At 57.9% G+C, this 17,480-nt stretch carries 13 protein-coding genes; 9 read left to right on the top strand and 4 right to left on the bottom strand.

Annotated elements, in window-relative coordinates:
* Window positions 1–139: 139 nt before the first annotated feature.
* Entirely contained in the window at window positions 140–871 is a 732-nt protein-coding gene (rsmG, locus tag U9R25_14770; GenBank protein MEA3337170.1) for a 16S rRNA (guanine(527)-N(7))-methyltransferase RsmG, read from the bottom strand.
* A 507-nt stretch (window positions 872–1,378) separates the two neighbouring features.
* On the opposite strand from rsmG, the gene U9R25_14765 reads away from it, so the two are divergent.
* From U9R25_14765 to U9R25_14750, 4 genes are all read left to right on the top strand, one after another.
* Window positions 1,379–2,722, top strand: a complete 1,344-nt coding sequence (locus U9R25_14765; protein MEA3337169.1) for a maltose ABC transporter substrate-binding protein — start codon at window positions 1,379–1,381, stop codon at window positions 2,720–2,722.
* Between the two features lie 56 nt (window positions 2,723–2,778).
* The gene (locus U9R25_14760; GenBank protein MEA3337168.1) at window positions 2,779–4,368 is read left to right on the top strand and encodes an ABC transporter permease subunit; all 1,590 of its coding nucleotides are present in this window, start codon (window positions 2,779–2,781) and stop codon (window positions 4,366–4,368) included.
* 28 nt (window positions 4,369–4,396) lie between these two features.
* Complete coding sequence (locus U9R25_14755) at window positions 4,397–5,251, top strand: sugar ABC transporter permease (GenBank protein MEA3337167.1); 855 nt, start codon at window positions 4,397–4,399, stop codon at window positions 5,249–5,251.
* 165 nt (window positions 5,252–5,416) lie between these two features.
* Window positions 5,417–7,237 (top strand): alpha-amylase family glycosyl hydrolase, encoded by a 1,821-nt coding sequence (locus tag U9R25_14750; GenBank protein ID MEA3337166.1) that lies wholly within the window; start codon window positions 5,417–5,419, stop codon window positions 7,235–7,237.
* A gap of 351 nt (window positions 7,238–7,588) precedes the next feature.
* Here U9R25_14750 and U9R25_14745 read toward each other — a convergent pair whose 3' ends face one another.
* On the bottom strand, window positions 7,589–10,378 hold the full coding sequence (locus U9R25_14745) for an FG-GAP-like repeat-containing protein (GenBank protein ID MEA3337165.1): 2,790 nt from the start codon (window positions 10,376–10,378) through the stop codon (window positions 7,589–7,591).
* A 323-nt stretch (window positions 10,379–10,701) separates the two neighbouring features.
* Here U9R25_14745 and U9R25_14740 point away from each other — a divergent pair, with 323 nt between their 5' ends.
* The 5 genes from U9R25_14740 to U9R25_14720 are packed head-to-tail and all read left to right on the top strand — an operon-like array spanning window position 10,702 to window position 14,106.
* Entirely contained in the window at window positions 10,702–11,118 is a 417-nt protein-coding gene (locus U9R25_14740) for a hypothetical protein (GenBank protein MEA3337164.1), read from the top strand.
* A gap of 1 nt (window position 11,119) precedes the next feature.
* The gene (locus U9R25_14735; protein ID MEA3337163.1) at window positions 11,120–12,025 is read left to right on the top strand and encodes a dihydrodipicolinate synthase family protein; all 906 of its coding nucleotides are present in this window, start codon (window positions 11,120–11,122) and stop codon (window positions 12,023–12,025) included.
* Window positions 12,026–12,028: 3 nt separating this feature from the next.
* Window positions 12,029–12,520 (top strand): phosphoribosyltransferase family protein, encoded by a 492-nt coding sequence (locus tag U9R25_14730; GenBank protein ID MEA3337162.1) that lies wholly within the window; start codon window positions 12,029–12,031, stop codon window positions 12,518–12,520.
* Between the two features lie 15 nt (window positions 12,521–12,535).
* Complete coding sequence (locus tag U9R25_14725; GenBank protein ID MEA3337161.1) at window positions 12,536–13,441, top strand: carbohydrate kinase family protein; 906 nt, start codon at window positions 12,536–12,538, stop codon at window positions 13,439–13,441.
* Window positions 13,442–13,476: 35 nt separating this feature from the next.
* Window positions 13,477–14,106, top strand: coding sequence for a nitroreductase family protein (locus U9R25_14720; protein MEA3337160.1), 630 nt, complete (start codon window positions 13,477–13,479; stop codon window positions 14,104–14,106).
* A gap of 345 nt (window positions 14,107–14,451) precedes the next feature.
* On the opposite strand, the gene U9R25_14715 is transcribed toward U9R25_14720, so the two are convergent.
* Together U9R25_14715 and U9R25_14710 are read right to left on the bottom strand one after the other, a co-directional pair.
* Window positions 14,452–15,702, bottom strand: a complete 1,251-nt coding sequence (locus U9R25_14715; protein MEA3337159.1) for a sugar phosphate nucleotidyltransferase — start codon at window positions 15,700–15,702, stop codon at window positions 14,452–14,454.
* Between the two features lie 27 nt (window positions 15,703–15,729).
* Window positions 15,730–16,992: a glucose-1-phosphate adenylyltransferase gene (locus tag U9R25_14710; GenBank protein MEA3337158.1), complete on the bottom strand. Its 1,263-nt coding sequence runs from the start codon at window positions 16,990–16,992 to the stop codon at window positions 15,730–15,732.
* Between the last annotated feature and the right edge of the window lie 488 nt (window positions 16,993–17,480).

Here is a 17,480-nt window from a genome sequence, read left to right as displayed (position 1 = left end):
AGCGTCCCCGTGTCCCCGCGTCTCCGCGTCCCTGCGTCCCCGTGTCCCCGCGTCCCCGCGTCTCAGCGTCCCCGCGTCTCAGCGTCCCCGTGTCCCCGCGTCCCCGCGTCTCAGCATCCCCGCGTCCCCGCGTCCACACCTAAAGCGGCTGCTGTTTCGGCATGCCAGGGCGACGTGGATACTCCTGGGGTGTCTTGCGCACCTTGGCGACCGTGATCAACGTGCGCTGGGCGTCCAGTCCGGGAACCGTGACCGGCAGGATATCCTGCACCTCGCCGCCAAGGGTGCGCAGGGCATGATCGGAAGCGCTGGCCTCTTCCTGGGGGTCGCGGCCCTTTTGCGCTATCAGATAGCCGCCCCGGTGCAGCAATGGCAGTGTGTACTCCAACAATATCGGCAACCGGTTCACCGCCCGCGCGAAGGCCAGGTCGAAGCTGGCCCTGCCCTCTCCCTGTCCAAAATCTTCTGCCCGCGCCTGGACCACCGTGACATCCTGCAGCTTCATCTGCTGGACGATATGGGTCAAAAACCGGCACTTTTTTCCCGTCGACTCAACCAGGGTGAGCTTCAAGCCTGGCCAGACCAGCTTGAGCGGCAATCCGGGAAACCCTGCGCCGGCGCCCACGTCAACAGCCCTGGCAACTGACCCCAACCGATCGGCCACAGACCTGCCGTCGATTCGGGTCAGCCCCACCAACACAGAGAGGGAATCGAGAAAGTGTTTGGTGTCGACCTCGTCCGGGTCTGTGATCCCGGTCAGGTTGAAACGTTGGTTCCACGCCAACAGTTCGGCGCGATAAAGGTCGAAAGCCTCCAGTTGCGTCGACGAAAGATCGATTCCCAGGTGCCGGGCACCATCCTGTAGTTTCATGCCGCGATTATACCACAGGGGAGTGGAGCCTGGCAGAACCCTTGTCGCGGGCTGGTTTGACAGAAGTCTCCCGCCGACAGGCGTGCTTCGCAATCTCAATGCAGTGACACCGGAGAATGTACCGCAACTGCTCGTTCATCTGCGGGCAACAGGCGCGCGACCTGTTTCGCCATCCGACCGGGGGACAAGTTTGACAATTAACTTTGCGAACCATATAATGCCGGTAATCTTCAACGAGTGCCTGCCGCTATTGCAGCGCTGGGCCTTCATCCAACGTTCCGTCAGCTGGCTTGCCCAGGCATCCTCTGACGGCCATTTAATTGTCCAGGGGTATCTCATCTGGATATCCACAGCAAAGATCGCTGTTCAAGGGAACAGTGCTCCATTGGTTGGGAGACCCGCTCTTCAATCGGTACGCGCCTGAGGCCTTCTCAGTAGGTATACCGACGGAAATCGGGTTGCCTTTTATTTTGGAACATTTCTACAATCGAAAAAGGAGAACATTCAATGTCACGTCGAACCAGGCTGATTGGACTGATGGTCCTGTTGGTCGCCACCATGCTTCTGGCTGCCTGCCCTGCGGCAGAGCCCACCACAGCTCCCGAGGTTGAACAACCCGCCGCTCCTGTTGTTGAGGAGCCTACTAATACCCCCGTACCTGAACCTGAACCCGAACCAGAACCAGAAAAAGCCGAACCGACCGAGGCGCCTGTCGAGGAACCGGCCGCGGCCTCTGCCCAACTCTCCATCTGGGCCGACAAGGAGCGCATGGCTGCTCTCGAACCCCTCAAGGAAAAGGCCCTCAACGACCTGGGCGTCGAGCTGGTCCTCTCCGAGGTCGGCTTCGGTGACATCAGGGACAAGGTTAAGCTGGCCGGACCGGCTGGCGAGGGTCCCGATATTTTCATCGGTGCCCACGACTGGCTTGGCGAGCTCTATCTGAACGATCTGGTGGCCCCCATTAACCTGGGCGCCAAGGCAGATCAGTTCTTCGGGCCTGCCATCGATGGTTTCACCTATAACGGTGAACTGGTGGGTATGCCATACGCCACCGAAAACCCGGCCTTTGTCTACAACCCCGAATTGGTCGAGAAGGCACCGGAGACCTGGGACGAGGTGATCGAGATGGCCGCGGCACTTGAGGAAGCCGGCACGGTCAAGCAGGGTTACGTGCTCTTCCCCAACGATGCCTACCATTTCCAGCCCAACCTGACCTCCTACGGCGGCTATATTTTCGGCACCGATGACCAGGGCAGCTACGATCCTTCCGATGTGGGACTGGACAGCGAGGGCGCTATTGCCGCGTTGACCTGGGCGGACGAGGCAGTCAAAGCAGGTCACCTTAGTCCCGATGTGGACTGGGAAGCAGCCCATGTGCTCTTCGAGACGGGTGATGCAGCCATGATCACCACCGGCCCCTGGGCGCTGCCACGCTTCCGCGAGGCCGGCATTCCTTATGCCATTGTGCCGCTGCCCGGCGCGGCTGAGAATGCCAGCCCCTTCCTGGGTACCCAGGGTTTCATGGTCAACAACTTCAGCGACAACAAGCTTATCGCTGAGGCTTTCCTGACCGAGTTCATCGCTACTCCTGAGGTGATGCAGCAGATCTTCGATGAAGACCCGCGACCCCCGGCCTTCCTGCCGGTGCGCGATGTCGTCGAGGATGCCGATATCGCCGCCTTCGCCGCCGCTGGTGAGCATGCCCAGCCAATGCCCGCCATCCCCGAGATGGGTTCGGTCTGGGGTGCCTGGGGTGATGCCATTACCCTGGTCTTCCAGGGTGCAGCCACACCTGAGGAGGCTGCCGCCACCGCGGCCCAACAGGTACGCGACGCCATAGCAGGCAACTAACTTCCCCAAAAGGGGGGCCATCGTGCCCCCCTTTTTCTTTGCCAGGAGGCAAAACCATGGCCAATGTCTCCACGACTGAAAACCAGGGACGAATGCCATCACCGCTTTCATCCCTGGGTGATAGTTTGCCCAAGATCCTCATCCGTTTCGGCCTGCTGATGCTGCTGGATGCCCTGACAATTTCCTTTGTCTGGCAACTCTGGTTCAGCGGGGGTGCGGGATTCGCCATCACGGTGACCCTGGTGGTGATCGCAATCAATGTGGTTTTCCTGCGCACCGATGCCATGCCCTTGCGCTGGATCATGCCCGGTCTGGCGTTTATGATCATGATGCATATCTATCCTGTGATCTTTACAGTTTTCACCGCGTTTACCAACTACGGTGATGGTCACCTGGTTGAGAAGCCCGTGGCAATCCAGCAGATCGAGAGCCGCACCTATGTTCCCGAAGGTGCCCCAACCTATGGATGGACTGCCTACCGGGATGCTGATGGCAATATCGCCCTTTGGCTGGTGGACGAAGAGGGCGATACCTATTTTGCCGACTCGGAGGGCAACTACGCGCCGGCTGAGGAGGTGCCGGGCATAGGAGAATTGGATGCCAATGGAGCTCCTCTGTCCATCGAAGGCTATACGCGTGTTCCAGCCAACCAGAAGCTGGTTACCTTGCCTGAATTGCAAGGACATACATACGGACCTGCCGATGGGGGGGTCCAGGTAACCGGGATCAATACTGCCACCCAAACGGAGCAGAAATACGAGTACGACGCGGAAAACGATACCATGGTCGATCAGGAAACGGGCCTGATTTACTACAATGTCGAAGGCACCTTCACAGCGGAGGATGGCGATCAATTGCGTCCCGGCTTCCCTGTGACTATTGGAGCTGAGAACTTCACGCGGATTGCTACCAATCCGGCGATCCGGGGTCCTTTTTCCACTATCTTCATCTGGACCTTTATCTGGGCCTTCTTCAGTGTATTCCTGACCTTTGCGCTTGGGCTTTTTTATTCCCTGGTTATGAACAAACCTGATATGCCCTTCCAGCGGGCGATCCGGGTGTTGATGATCGTGCCCTATGCCCTGCCACCCTTCATCAGTGTATTGATCTGGCGAGGGCTACTTAACCCGGTCCTGGGCGTTATCGGTACCCAGTGGAACCCAGGCTGGTTCACCGATCCCTTCTGGGCCAAGGTGGGCGTTCTGGGCGTCAATCTTTGGCTGGGATATGCTTACATGTTCCTGATCACCACCGGCGCCCTTCAGGGTATTTCGCGGGACATCTACGAGGCCGCCAAAGTGGATGGTGCCAGTGGCATCTACCAATTCCGCAAGATCACGCTACCGCTGCTACTGGTAGCCGTAGGACCCCTGTTGATCGGTTCCTTCGCCTTCAATTTCAACAACTTCACCATCATCGATCTGTATAATTCGGGCGGCCCGCCCATTGCTGGCGCGGCGACTCCGGCCGGTCATACCGATATCCTGATCAGTTATACCTATCGCCTGGCCTTCGCCGGTGGCCGGGGCGCTGATTACGGCCTGGCTGCTGCCATTTCGATCATCATCTTCGTCATCGTGGCCATCATTACCCTTTTCAACTTCCGTTACACGGGCATGCTGGAGGAGGTGTCAGAAAATGTCTAGTGCAAGAAAAACTTCCTCAGGAATGAGCATGAGAAACCGGGACAGGCTGGACACGGCCTGGCGCCTTGCGGTTGCCCTGCTGGCTATCGCCTTCGCCCTGTTTCCGGTGGTCTTCATTTTTTCGGCAGCGATCAACCCGGTAAGCAGTCTGAATACAACCCAGATCATTCCGGAAAACCCCACCCTGGACAATTTCCGTTACATGCTCGACAATCCGCAGCATTCCTTCGGCCGTTGGATGATGAACTCTCTGATCGTCTCGACGATTACGGCGGTACTGGTCGTCGTGTTGTCGGCCTTTGCGGCCTACGCCTTTTCCCGCTTTCGCTTTCGCGGCCGGCAGGGATTGCTCAAGACGATCCTGTTGGCTCAGGTGTTTCCCAACGTTCTCGCTATGATAGCATTGTATCTGATCCTGCAGCAGATCGGCCGGGTTATTCCCTTGTTGGGCCTCAATACCCTGGGCGGCCTGATACTGGTCTATCTGGGCGGCGCGATGGGATTCAACACCTGGCTGATGAAGGGCTTCTTTGATACGGTACCGCGCGAACTGGATGAGTCGGCCCAGATCGACGGGGCCTCTCACTTCCAGACCTTCTACCAGATTATCTTCCCGCTGGTGCGGCCGATTCTGACGGTGGTGTTCATTCTGACCTTCATCAGCACCTATGGGGACTATCTGCTGGCTCGCGTGATGTTGTCGGACAATAAGACCTATACCCTGGCCGTGGGTCTCAGCCTCTTTATCGGCGATCAATATGGTCAGCGCTGGAACCAGTTCGCTGCCGGGGCATTGATCGGTGCTATTCCTACCCTGATCCTCTTCTACCTGGTCCAGAATCAGCTTCAGAGTGGTCTGACTGTGGGTGCTGTCAAAGGGTAGACAGGGAGACAGGTGGACAAGGAAACAAGGAAACAAGTAGATATGTAGACAAGTCAACATGATCGTTTTGTCGATTTAGATCTCGAAAACGCCTATTTTGCAGCGAGGAGAGTCTGGGTTTTCCAGGCTCTCGCTCTTTTTCCGGATGACCATGGAGATTGTTCTATGAGCGAACAACAAGGCGATTCAAATGCCGTCATGGAGGACTTTGTCTTCGGGCGGCTGGAGGCCGATGATAATACGCTGGAGGCCATCCGGCGCCGCTGGTGTGGTATCCGGCACCAGCATGATATCGATCCCCTGGATCCTATGCCCGGCCAGCCGGTAACGATCAGCGTCAGCGCGGGCCGGGATGTGCTGGTCGACCGCGTGACCGCCTACGTCACTACCGATGGCAGCGACCCCGCGGGCAGTCAAGGGGATGCGATTCATGGCTTGGCCATTCCATTGCATCGGGTAGAAACTCAATGGCAACCCTCCTTCTGGGACTACAGCGACCTATGGCGAGGCACGATTCCCGGGCAGCCGGAAGGGAGCCAAGTGCGCTATCGCATCGAGGGTTGGCATAGCCAGGATCCCGCCATCTCCCACTGGAGCCGGGAGATGAATATCGATGGCACGATAGAACGGCCAACCCTCTACGGTTACTCGGTGGATCGTTTCAAGACCCCGGCGTGGGCTCAAGAGGCCATTCTCTATCAGGTTTTCGTCGATCGTTTTGCACCGGTCGGGAGTCGCTGGCTGGAACCGGCTGAGATGGAGCAGTTCTCAGGTGGCAATCTACGGGGCGTGATTGATCACCTGGATTACATCGCCGATCTTGGCGTGACTGCCATCTGGTTGACGCCGGTTTTCGCGACGACTTCCTATCACGGATACGATACGGTGGACTATTTCAGGGTCGATCCGAGATTCGGCAGCAACGAGGATCTGGCCGAGCTGGTGCGGGAGGCCCACAGGCGCAACCTGCGTATCGTTCTGGACTTTGTCACCAACCATACCAGCGACGAGTTTGTGCCCTTTCAGGAGGCGCTTCAGGATTTCGATAGCCCCTATCGCTCATGGTACAGTTTTGGGCCTGAGTACATGCATGGCTACCGCACCTTTTTTACCGCCCGGAATATGCCCCAGATCGACCTGGACAATCCCGGTGCCCGGGCTTATATGCTGGAAGCAGCGCGCTTCTGGCTGACCGAATATCACGTCGACGGCTACCGACTCGACTACGCTGCGGGCCCCAGCCACGATTTTTGGAGCGCCTTTGGGGCGCATTGCAAGGAGATCGATCCCGAATGCTGGGTTTTCGGTGAAGTGACCCTGGGTAGCGACGCCCTGCGCACCTACAGCGGACGTCTGGATGGCTGTCTGGACTTCGGTTTCACCCGACTGGTCCGGCGTATTGTCGGCTCTCGCAACCCGGAAGAGGACCCTATTAGCTGGCTGGCCACCTCCCTCGAGCGCACACAGCGATTTTTCCCGGCCGGCTTCTCCCGCCCGACCTTCCTTGATAATCACGATATGAACCGCTTTCTGTGGATGGTTGGCGACGACAAAAGACGACTTCGATTGGCTGTCGGATTGTTGATGGCATTCGGTGGCACGCCCGTTCTTTACTACGGCACGGAGGTTGGTCTCAGCCAACCCCGGTCCAAGGGACCCTGGCGGGAGGAGGCGCGCCATCCCATGTTATGGGGAGCGAGCCAGGATAAAGAGCTGCTGGCAGATTTCAAGAGCCTGATCCGTTTCCGCCGCCGGCATCGGGCATTGGTCTACGGGGAGATCGTCACTCTTGCGCTGGATGATGCACGGGGGCTATGGCTGGCGGAGAAAGCTTTCAAGCAGGATCGTGTGCTGATCGCCGTCAATGCGGGTGCTTTGCAGGGCGAGCTGGAGTTGCCTGATGGTGTCTTTTTCGATGCTGACGGCAGTGCCTGCACCGGCACTATTGCGGTGCCGTCTCGCACGGTCATGATGTTTTCAGCATAACGCGTCATGGCTGCCGTCACTCCCCGCGAAGGCCGTCCACGAATGGGGCCGCGAATTCACGAATTGCCCCAGCCACCGGATGGATGCCCGCCTGCCTCACACCTCTCGGTGGCCTTACCTAGCTCTCGCACCGCTTGCTAGCGTCACGGTACGCCGACCTCTCGGTCCGCCTGCTGGCGTGCTAGGCCGGATCGTCTAAAGTGATACCACTTTGAAGACAGGGGTTTGAAGGTGGCCACACGAGCGGCGATGCTGCTGGCAAACTCCTGGTCTCTATCAGGAATCGCTTTAGCTCACGCATCGTCTAGCTCACGTGCTGACGTGCGCGGGCATGACGGTTATGAGTACATGTCACTCCACCTGGTGTTGTTCCAGAGGCCTCGCGAGGTTCCCATAGCGAACCTCGTAGGCCCTGTCCGGAGCCAACTCCACGAGTACCTGGTGTGTGCCGTCGGGCCACAGGATCGCGACCTGATCAAGCCCGGCCTGGCCCAGGCCGAAGTGCAGCGTCAAGGTGCTGCCGCCACCCAACCCAATGCCGCTACGAACCTCCTGTGTCTGCTGGCGTCCGTCATCGGTGGTGAGCAACACCCTCGTTCCCACCGCATCCCGGTTCACGGGGCCATCCCCGACCAGCTTGAGCGCCAGCCAATGGTTCAGGCTGTCAGTCGCCGATTCGTTGTGGAAAAGCTCGTAACCCCGGTTGTAATTGCCCACGACCAGATCGACCCAGCCATCTCCGTCGTAGTCGGCTGCTGCCAGGCCTACGCTGGGACCAGGGTCGTCAGCGCCGCTGCTGTGCCCCATTTCGACGAAGGTGCCATCCCCTTGGTTGTGGAAGAGGGGATTGAAGGGACTGACCCTGGCGCGCCGGGCCATGGTCGCCAGGTAGATGTCCCGAAAGCCGTCGTTGTCGCAGTCGAAGGAAAGGGCACCCCAGCCAATGGCAGATGGTTCCAGTGCGACGCCGGTCTGCTCTGCCACGTTTTCGAAGGTACCGTCGCCACGATTGCGCAGAAGTACCATCTGACCCGCATTGGAGACGAAGTAGTCGATGTGCCCATCGCCGTCGAAATCGTCGGCCGTCAGGCCCATGCCCATTACCCGCGCATCGCTTCCGGCCTGCTCCGATACCTCGCTGAAACACCACGCAAGCGGCGCGCAGCCTGGACCGTCATTGCGCCACATCTGGTTGCCCACCGGCGCAGCAAACTCGTCGTTGACCACGTAGAGGTCCAGATCGCCGTCGTTATCGTAATCGGTCCAGGTTGCTACAAAACCGGCTCCTCGCCGGCGAATACGGAGCGCATCGGTGATGTCGGTGAAGGTACCATTGCCATTGTTGTGATAGAGGCTATCTGGCTCACCCTCAAGGGGATGGGCACAGCGAGGAATGCATGACCAGTTGACGACATAGAGGTCTAAATTGCCGTCGCTGTCGAAGTCCCCCCAGGTAGCCGATTTGCTGGTCTTGTCGCCGCCAACGCCTGCATCAGCCGTAACGTCTGTAAAACCCAGCCCTTCCTCATTGTGGAAAAGAATATTAGGTCCCCGGCCCAACACGTAGAGGTCGCTCCATCCATCGTTGTCGTAGTCTGCAAAGAGTGCACCGCCGCTGTCGTGCTCGGACAGGGCGACCTGGCTGTTCAACGGCGACAGGCTGAACGAGCCATCACCGTTGTTACGATAGAGCTGGTTGGCGCCTTCGCCGGTGGTGAGGTAGAGATCTAACCACCCGTCATTGTTCACATCTCCCCAGGCCTGTCCTGTGATCTGGTAACCTGGCCGGTGAGGCATTCTGATTCCTGCCTCCTCAGTAATACGCCGGAACATGGTTGGCGCGGTTGGTCCGTCTGCCACAGGAAGACCGCTGGGTACGCTTTCAGGCACCAGATGGGAGAGGTCAACCGCAGCAGGATCTGTCAAGGACTGCAGGAAGGCCGTGAGTTTGGCGATTTCCTCGTCGCTCAACTGGACGGTTTTTTTGATTATTGGGTCGAGGGAAGCGCTGATCCGTTGGACAATCTCCTCCTTGAGTTCAGTTTCGCTTAACACGTCGATGGAGAGCTGTGACGGATCGTAGGTTTCCAGCATTTCCCTGGCATCGAGCATATGGCGAACCGTGGATTCCAGACTGGTGTAGGCACCGTTGTGCATCCAGGGCCCGGTGATTGCCACATTGCGCAAGGGCGGTGTTCGGAAGGCGAACTCGTCGGAGGGATCGTCAGTTTCGCGGGCGCGACCCATATCTACGTAACGGTTTTCGCGTCCCTTGCCTGGGCCAATCTGGGGAATGCCAACGTTGTGGTGCTTTTGATCGGTCATTAAATTACCGCTATGGCATTCGGAACAGCGAGCCTTGCCGTAGAAGAGTATGGCGCCCTGTCTGGCGTCCTCGCTCAGCGCGGTGTCATCGCCGCCCAGATAGCGATCCCAGGGAGCATCGAGCAGGGTAAATGCGCCGATCTCAAAGGCCGCGATGGCATTGGCGGCATGCTGGAAACCCAAATCCTCAGGTGCAAGCTGCGGGTAAGCATCCGCGAACAGGCTGCGGTACTCGTCGATGGCCATCAAGCGTGTCATCAGCGTTTGCCAGGTCTCGTGGGGATCGTCATCCCTGGGCACCGCCAGTTCGTTGATGTTGCCATGCACGTCCACATCGCGCAGGTCGCCGCGCATCTCACCGCGGGAGGTGACGGGAAACATGGCTTGAGCCGCCACTACGTTATCCAACCCGGCGGGATAGATGGCGCTGTCGATTTCGGCGGGCATCGTGAATCCACCGTGCAGCGTGGTCGAAACACGGCTATCCCAGAACATGGTGTGCCATTCGGGCGCACCTCGGTTGAATATCTCTGGAGCATTGCGCGGGATGATTCCCCGCATGGTGCCTCTGCGGCGTTCGGTACCCAGGCCAAACCCTCCCGTGCCAACGGACAGGGAAATCCCATCGCCGCCTGCCAGGGTGGGATGATGACAGGTGGCACAGGAGATGTCTCGGTTTCCGCTCAATTCCTTGTCGAAGAAAAGGGCCTGTCCCAATGCCACTTTACCTGGCTCGGGTGAGGGTCCCGGGTCAAGAGAGGTGATGTCCTGGGCACGCAACAGGTCCCGCAACTGGTCATCCAACTTCTTTTCCACCGGCTGGGAGGGCTCCGTTGTGGAGATCAGGGGGGGCTGAACTGGCTCAATACCTGTGCAAGCAGCGAGAGCAGCGATCAGGAACAACGTGAACATAATAATGAGCGTGTTTATTGACGCTCTTCCTGTAGATCGATGATTGTCTTTTCTGTTTGCCCGTATCATGATCGGGGAGCCTTTCTGCAGTCGAACATGGGTGTCCGGACCTGTGTTTCGAACGGTGATTTCTTTTTAGATTATAACACATTTCGACACCGTTGGCAGCCTCCAAAATATACCCGTCAAAGCAATCTTGCTTTGGCATCCGATGGGAGTATGGTACAATGCCTGGCATCTTTGAGATGCTGTGCGATTGGGAGTCCGGCATGGGATCGGTGGATTGGCGAGAGATTAATTGGTCAGGTGTGATCCTGCACTCGGTCTACGTGTGGCTTCTGGGATTGGCGATTGCTTTTTTCGCCCGGATCCTGGTCCTGGATCAATCGCGCGATTTTGTGCCGGCGCTGACCCTTTTGGTATCGTTGGCAACTGTGGGGGCTGCCTATCGGGTGGCCACGCGGGCTGAGCGGCAGCCGATCATGCATGGATTTTTAGTTGGCCTTACGGTTGGCCTGATTGGACTCGTTCTTAACCTTTTTTCAACTGGTTTGACGGTTGTCGAGATTGCCGGATTCCTCATGCAGGTGCTCGGCGGCTTGATTGGTGGCCGGATGGCCCAACGTAGCAGGCTAAGGATCTGAGATGGCAGAACTTAGCGGCGTATTCGCCGCCTCAGTTACACCCTTCGATCGGCAAACGGGTGCTGTGGATCACAGTTGGATACGGGGACATCTGGCCTTTTTGCGCGCCATGGGTTGTGATGGCGTTGTGCCCCTGGGCACCAATGGAGAAGGTCCCTCCTTGAGTGTTGCCGAGCGCCTGGCTGTCGTCGATACGGTTGTGGACGCTGCCGATGGCCTGGCTGTGGTGCCCGGCACGGGCTGTGCCAGTCTGACCGATACGATCGAACTGACCCGCGCCGCGTTGGCAGCGGGTGCCCTGTCTGTCCTGGTGATTCCTCCCTTCTACTTCAAAAATGTCTCCCCGCAAGGCGTTTTAATCTACTACCAACGGCTCTGTGATGGCGCGCTGCAACCGGGGCAACAATTGCTGCTCTATCACTTTCCCCAGATGAGTGCCGTACCCATCGCGGATTCCGTGGTTGGTGGTCTGGCCAGTTCCCATCCCGGCTGCGTCGCTGGCATCAAGGATTCCTCCGGCGATCTGGACAGTGTTCTTCACTGGAACGTTGACTTTCCCGAACTGAAGGTCTTTGCCGGTAGCGATTACCTGGCCAGCGACGTCTATGCGGCAGGCGTCAGCGGAACCATTTCAGCCGCGGCAAACATAACACCGAATTTGATTCAGGCGGTAAGACGGGCTATCCAGGATGGCCAGGATCCGTCGGAGGTCCAGGGTCAACTTGATACCGTGCGGGGATGGCTTTCCGATTTTCCCATGCGGGCCGCGACAAAGTTTCTCGTATCCTTCTACGGCAATCTCGAGCCGACCGCTGTACGTCCTCCCATGATCGAACTGACTGATCAGCAGCGTCGGGAACTGCAAGCATTGGCCGTCCAGCTGGACATCAAGGTGGCAAGGAGTTAACCTGTGCGCAAGGAAGTGTTGTCCTGGTCGGATGTGGACCGCGTGATCGAGGAATTATTGCCCCAGTTCGTAGGAACCTTTGACTCCCTGTTAATGATCACTCGCGGCGGCATCGTACCTGGAGGTATTCTCAGTGAAGCGCTTGGCATCAAAGAGATATTGACGGCGGCAGTCGAATTTCACACCGGAGTTCAGAAACGCCTGGCGTGGCCCACCTTTCTCCAGTTTCCCGGAGACTCTCTGCTACGGGGCCGGCGAACTCTGGTGGTAGATGATGTCTGGAGCTCAGGTCGCACGATCATGACTGTCAAATCCAGGGTGGAGACAGTAGGCGGAAACCCGGAACTGACAGTGTTGCACTATAAGCCAGCCGAAAGCATGTTTCGTGACGCGGCACCGGATTACTTCGGGGCCGTGACCGATGCCTGGGTACTCTATCCCTGGGAAATCGAGCGGGGCGCCGACCGAGAGATCGTGGCTGCCGGCATGGGGTGAAAGTGGAGATTTGCAATGTCGTCCGGTGAGATAAAATTCGACGTTCTCTGTTATGGCACCATCAGCGCCGATAACCTGATCTACGTGCCCTATCTGCCCAACCCGAGACGAGACAGCCACGTTCAGCAGGAGATGCGTCGACTGGGAGGGGAGGCCCTTGTCGTCGCAGAGGTGTTGAGCAGATGGGGTCTTCGTGTTGCAGTGGTGGGTAATGCCATCGGTAAGGATTTCTGGGGACATTTCATCGTCGATCAACTCGCAGCTTTTCCCGGGGTTGATACCCGTTATCTGGTCCAGCGCGCGGACGTTCAAACCCCCTTCTGTCGCATTTTGGTGACCCCCGATGGAGAGCGCAGCATCCTCGGCTACTGGTTCGACGAGGCGCCAAAATCGTCGCTAACCGAGGAGATGATGAAAAAGGCCAGGCTGCTCAGCGTCGATGTCTATGGCAAGGCCGAGCGCGATCAGGCGGCCATGATTGCCCGGCGTCTGGGACGCCCGGTGGTGTCTGCCGACGCCATTTGGCCTGACTATCCCCTGGCAGGCTTGAGCGATCTGATCGTCATCTCAAGAGATTTTTTGAACCGCTATTTTCCCGGCGTTTACACCTACGACCACGTGCTCGACCTGCAACGCGCCGGCGCGGGCGAGATTGTTGTCACCCAGGGCAAGAATCCGGTGTTGGCTGTCGATTGCGACAGTCGGCCCCATACTGTGGAACCTTATCACGTCCGGACGGTGGATACAACTGGGGCTGGGGATGTCTTCAAGGCTGCCGAGATATATGGCCGGCTGCAAGACTGGGATCTGATCAAGGCAACGCAATTTTCCTGTGCGGCGGCATCACTGTTCATCTCGGCACCGCGCGGCGGGGATCGAACGCCTGATCTTCGGCAGGTGATCGAGCTGGCTGAGATCTAACTGCGGTTATCAATAGTCATCTATCGCGTACGCCCATGACCGAGTACCAGTCCAATTCTGAAGTGATGTTTTGGCAGTTAATCAAGGGAAGGCGCACGGTCCGGCGCTATGCCGACAGGCCTGTGCCTGGCGAAATTGTGTGGCGTTTGCTGGAGGCTGCCCATTGGGCGCCGTCGGCTCACAACCGGCAACCCTGGCAGTTTGTCTGGTTGCGGTCATCCGAAAACCGACAGCGACTCGCCATGGCGATGAGCAAACGTTGGCGGTCCGAATTGCTGGCAGATGGCGCCGATCCCGAAGATGTCTCCCGGCGCGAGGCGATCTCAGAGGCGCGCATCGTGAATGCCCCGGTTGTGATCTTGCCCTGCCTGGTTCTGGATGTAATGGATGACTACTCCGATGAACGACGACGGCAGGCTGAGTGGCAGATGGGTGTACAGTCGGTGGCGCTGGCCTGCCAGAACCTGCTATTGGCGGCCCATCATTACGATTTGGTGGGCTGCTGGATGTGTGCTCCCATTTTTGTCCCCGACCTGGTCCAACAGATTCTGGATCTCCCCGAAACGTGGCAGCCTCAGGCCCTGCTGACGATTGGTTATCCACCTGACGACCGTGTGAGGCATAAACCCCGCGATCCCCTTTCCGACCACGTTTTGATGCGCTAAAGTCTCAAGCAGTCTGACCGTTTGAGTCGAAGCACGCCTGCACGCCAATTCCAAAAAGGAGGGGGTGCGTGCCCGACATCTCCGTATCCCCGACCGAAGACCGCTGACCGCCGTCTTCGTGCCCTTACCTCACGGTACGTCTGCTGGCGCGTGAGCCTTCGCGCCTTCGTGCTCCAAACCAACACCGTGTCGCCGTGTCGCCGCGTCCCTTTCCCCTCCGCCGTCTTCGTGCCCTTACCTCACGGTACGCCTGCTGGCGCGTGAGCCTTCGCGCCTTCGTGCTCCAAACCATCGCCGTGTCGCCGCGTCCCTTTCCCCTCCGCCATTCACCAATTAACCATCGCCTTACACCGTTTCGCCGCTCCTGATCTCTTCTGCAGGAAACGCCGAGGCGGGCGTCCTGGGCCGGACAACCACGTTGCGTCCTATGCGCAGGCCGACCGGGATCTGGGCGCGTTTTCCAATCAGTGTGATGCCGGTGTTAAGATTGTTGGGCACAGCCCGGTTGGGTGTACTGTCATCTCCCCATCCCACGATAGCGCCCTCGTTGACAACCACTCTTTTGTCCAGGATAGAGTGTTCGATGACGGCGCCAGCAGCGATCGTGGCGTGGTTCATTATGATCGAGTCGCTCACTACGGTGTCCGCTTCCACCACGGCGCCAGGACCGATGATCGAGCGTTCGACCCGTCCAAAGACGCGGCAACCGTCGCAGAGCAGGCTGGCATCGACCTGCGCTTGCTCGCCGGTGAAGGCAGGAGGCAATTGCTCGCTGCGGGTGTGCAGTACCCAACTGGGATCGTAGAGATCCAGCGCGGGCGTTTCTGCCAGCAAGGCCATGTTTGCTTCCCAATAGGACTGGACAGTGCCCGCATCCATCCAGTAGCCATCGTAGCTGTAGGTGTACAAGGGATGCCCGGCATCGAGCATGTCCGGCACGACGTTTCTGCCAAAATCCACGTCACACGCTCCCGCACCGGTCAGCCAGGAAACCAGAGCGTCTCGTTTAAACACATAGATTCCCATGGAAGCCAGCCGGCTCGTGGTGCGCCTGGGCTTCTCCTGGAAACGGATGACACGCCCTGTATTGTCTGCTCCAACCATGCCAAAACGGTGGGCATCATGGGGACTGACAGAACGCGTGGCGATGGTGCAGTCTGCATCCCTATCCTGGTGGAAACGCAACAAGGGACGATAGTCCATCTTGTAAATATGGTCACCGGCCAGCAGCAATACTGTGTCGGCTCTTTGTTCCTCCAGAAAGTCCAGGTTGAAGCGCACGGCATCGGCAGTGCCCCGCTGCCAGGCGCCCGACTCACCAGCACCGCTGACATAGGGTTGCAGTAAACGCACGCCACCAACGGCCCGGTCCAAATCCCAGGGCTTGCCAACACGGACATGATCATTGAGGGAACGGGGCTTGTACTGAGTCAATATACCGACGTTATAAATGCCGGAGTTGACACAGTTGGAAAGGGTGAAATCGATAATTCGATATTTGCCGCCAAAGGGAATCGCGGGCTCAGCTCGGTCTGCAGTGAGTATGCTGAGAGCGGGGCTGGATCCACCGGCCAGGATCATTGCGAGTACGCGCATGATTGTCTCCTATTCAATCCCTTTCTTTTATACCGTCTCGCCACTGGGGACGTTGTCGCCGAAGGCCTCGAAATCCTCCTCGTCGCGACCAGCGTTGACCAGCACGTTGCGACCGAGGCGAACATTGGGTGGAATATGGGCGCTCTTTCCCACCACACTGATGCCGGTATACAAGCGGTCAGGTATCTCCATGTTGGCGATCGTCAAATCATCGCCAAAGCCAACCAGTGCCCCTGACCCGACTACAACCTGTTTGTCGATGACAACTTTGTCCAGCACCGCGCCGGGACCGATCCACGTGTCGTTCATGACAACCGATTCTCTGATCACTGCACCGGGTGAGACGTAAACCCCGGGCGATAGAACCGAGCCTTCTACATGGCCGCGTACCACGCAGCCATTGGATATCAGGCTATCATGCACGCGCGCCTGGGGTCCCACTTTGACCGGGGGACGCTCCTGGCTGCGAGTCAACAAGGGCCACGAACTGTCGTACAGATTCAATGGGGAGTCGGGCTCCAGTAGCTCCATACTGGTCTGCCAATAGCTCTCGACCGTACCGACATCTACCCAGTAACCATCAAATTCATAGGCAAAGACATTGGCTTCTTCGATCATGCCCGGAATGACATGTTTGCCGAAATCCAGGTCAGGGAATGCCTGGGTTTCCTGCAACAGACGTTGCTCCAGGACATCGGCATTGAAAACATAGATTCCCATGGACGCCAGGGTGCCTTTGTCGCGATCCCTGGGTTTTTCGTGGAATGCCGTGATGCGAGAGTCCTCGTCGACGGACATGATGCCGAATCGATCGGTTTCTTCCAATGGCACATTCATGACGGCCACCGTTAGATCGGCGCGTTTTTCGTCGTGGAAGCGCAACATCTCTGCATAGTCCATCTTGTAAATGTGATCGCCGCCCAGGACGAGCACCCTGTCGGAAGCCAGGTCCTTGACGAAGGCCAGGTTCTGTAGAACAGCATCCGCTGTCCCCCGATACCAGACCTGGGTACCTCCACCGGCCTGGTATGGCTGGAGAAGCCTCACACCGCCTGACGCACGATCCAGGTCCCATGGTTTGCCGATGCCAATATGTTCGTTGAGTGAGTGAGGTCGATATTGAGTGAGAACTGCAATATTATAGATATTGGAGTTGACACAGTTGGAGAGGGTAAAATCGATGATGCGATATTTCCCGGCAAAGGGAACCGAGGGCTTGGCACGCCGTTCAGAGAGGACCGTCAGGCGCGTACCTGCTCCTCCTGCCATGATCATGGCAACTACCTTCATTGGTGCCTCCTGGGAGAACTTGTTGTGGAGGATCGATCGAATGGCATTGACCTGCGATGCCACGTATGTTATATTCTAGCCTACCACCCTGTTGGAGGCAAGTCTGGAAGCTGCGCAATCATGCGGAAGGCAAGTAGGGCAGGTACACAAGTAGACAAGTAGGCAAGTAGACAAGTAGACAAGTAGACAAGTAGACAAGTAGACAAGTAGACAAGTAGGCAAGTAGACAAGTAGACGGGTAGACAAGTAGGCAAGTAGACAAGTAGACAAGTAGGCAAGTACACAAGTAGACGAGTAGGCAAGTACACAAGTAGACGAGTCAACATGATCGTTGGCACACCAGCAACGATGAAAATACAGGCTGGCACGATCGGTCCCTCACTCCGATGAATGAAAATGTGGATGCGGTGCTTTCTGGGTCTGACTCACCCCCCGACCCCCTCCCAAACTGGGAGGGGGAGAGGCTCAAGCTCCCCTACCCGGCCTTT

It is taken from the genome of Chloroflexota bacterium (assembly GCA_034717495.1).
Taxonomy (GTDB): domain Bacteria; phylum Chloroflexota; class Anaerolineae; order JAAEKA01; family JAAEKA01; genus JAYELL01.
The sequence above is the reverse complement of the archived record's forward strand: the minus strand, read 5'-3'. Positions and strand labels throughout refer to the sequence as shown.

Excerpts from the sequence above, each read along its gene's own strand:
- U9R25_14750 (MEA3337166.1), top strand. The coding sequence starts at position 5,417 with ATGAGCGAACAACAAGGCGATTCAAATGCCGTCATGGAGGACTTTGTC.
- U9R25_14725 (MEA3337161.1), top strand. The coding sequence starts at position 12,536 with ATGTCGTCCGGTGAGATAAAATTCGACGTTCTCTGTTATGGCACCATC.
- U9R25_14715 (MEA3337159.1), bottom strand. The coding sequence starts at position 15,702 with ATGCGCGTACTCGCAATGATCCTGGCCGGTGGATCCAGCCCCGCTCTC.
- U9R25_14740 (MEA3337164.1), top strand. The coding sequence starts at position 10,702 with ATGCCTGGCATCTTTGAGATGCTGTGCGATTGGGAGTCCGGCATGGGA.
- U9R25_14720 (MEA3337160.1), top strand. The coding sequence starts at position 13,477 with ATGACCGAGTACCAGTCCAATTCTGAAGTGATGTTTTGGCAGTTAATC.
- U9R25_14760 (MEA3337168.1), top strand. The coding sequence starts at position 2,779 with ATGGCCAATGTCTCCACGACTGAAAACCAGGGACGAATGCCATCACCG.
- rsmG (MEA3337170.1), bottom strand. The coding sequence starts at position 871 with ATGAAACTACAGGATGGTGCCCGGCACCTGGGAATCGATCTTTCGTCG.
- U9R25_14755 (MEA3337167.1), top strand. The coding sequence starts at position 4,397 with ATGAGAAACCGGGACAGGCTGGACACGGCCTGGCGCCTTGCGGTTGCC.
- U9R25_14735 (MEA3337163.1), top strand. The coding sequence starts at position 11,120 with ATGGCAGAACTTAGCGGCGTATTCGCCGCCTCAGTTACACCCTTCGAT.
- U9R25_14765 (MEA3337169.1), top strand. The coding sequence starts at position 1,379 with ATGTCACGTCGAACCAGGCTGATTGGACTGATGGTCCTGTTGGTCGCC.
- U9R25_14710 (MEA3337158.1), bottom strand. The coding sequence starts at position 16,992 with ATGAAGGTAGTTGCCATGATCATGGCAGGAGGAGCAGGTACGCGCCTG.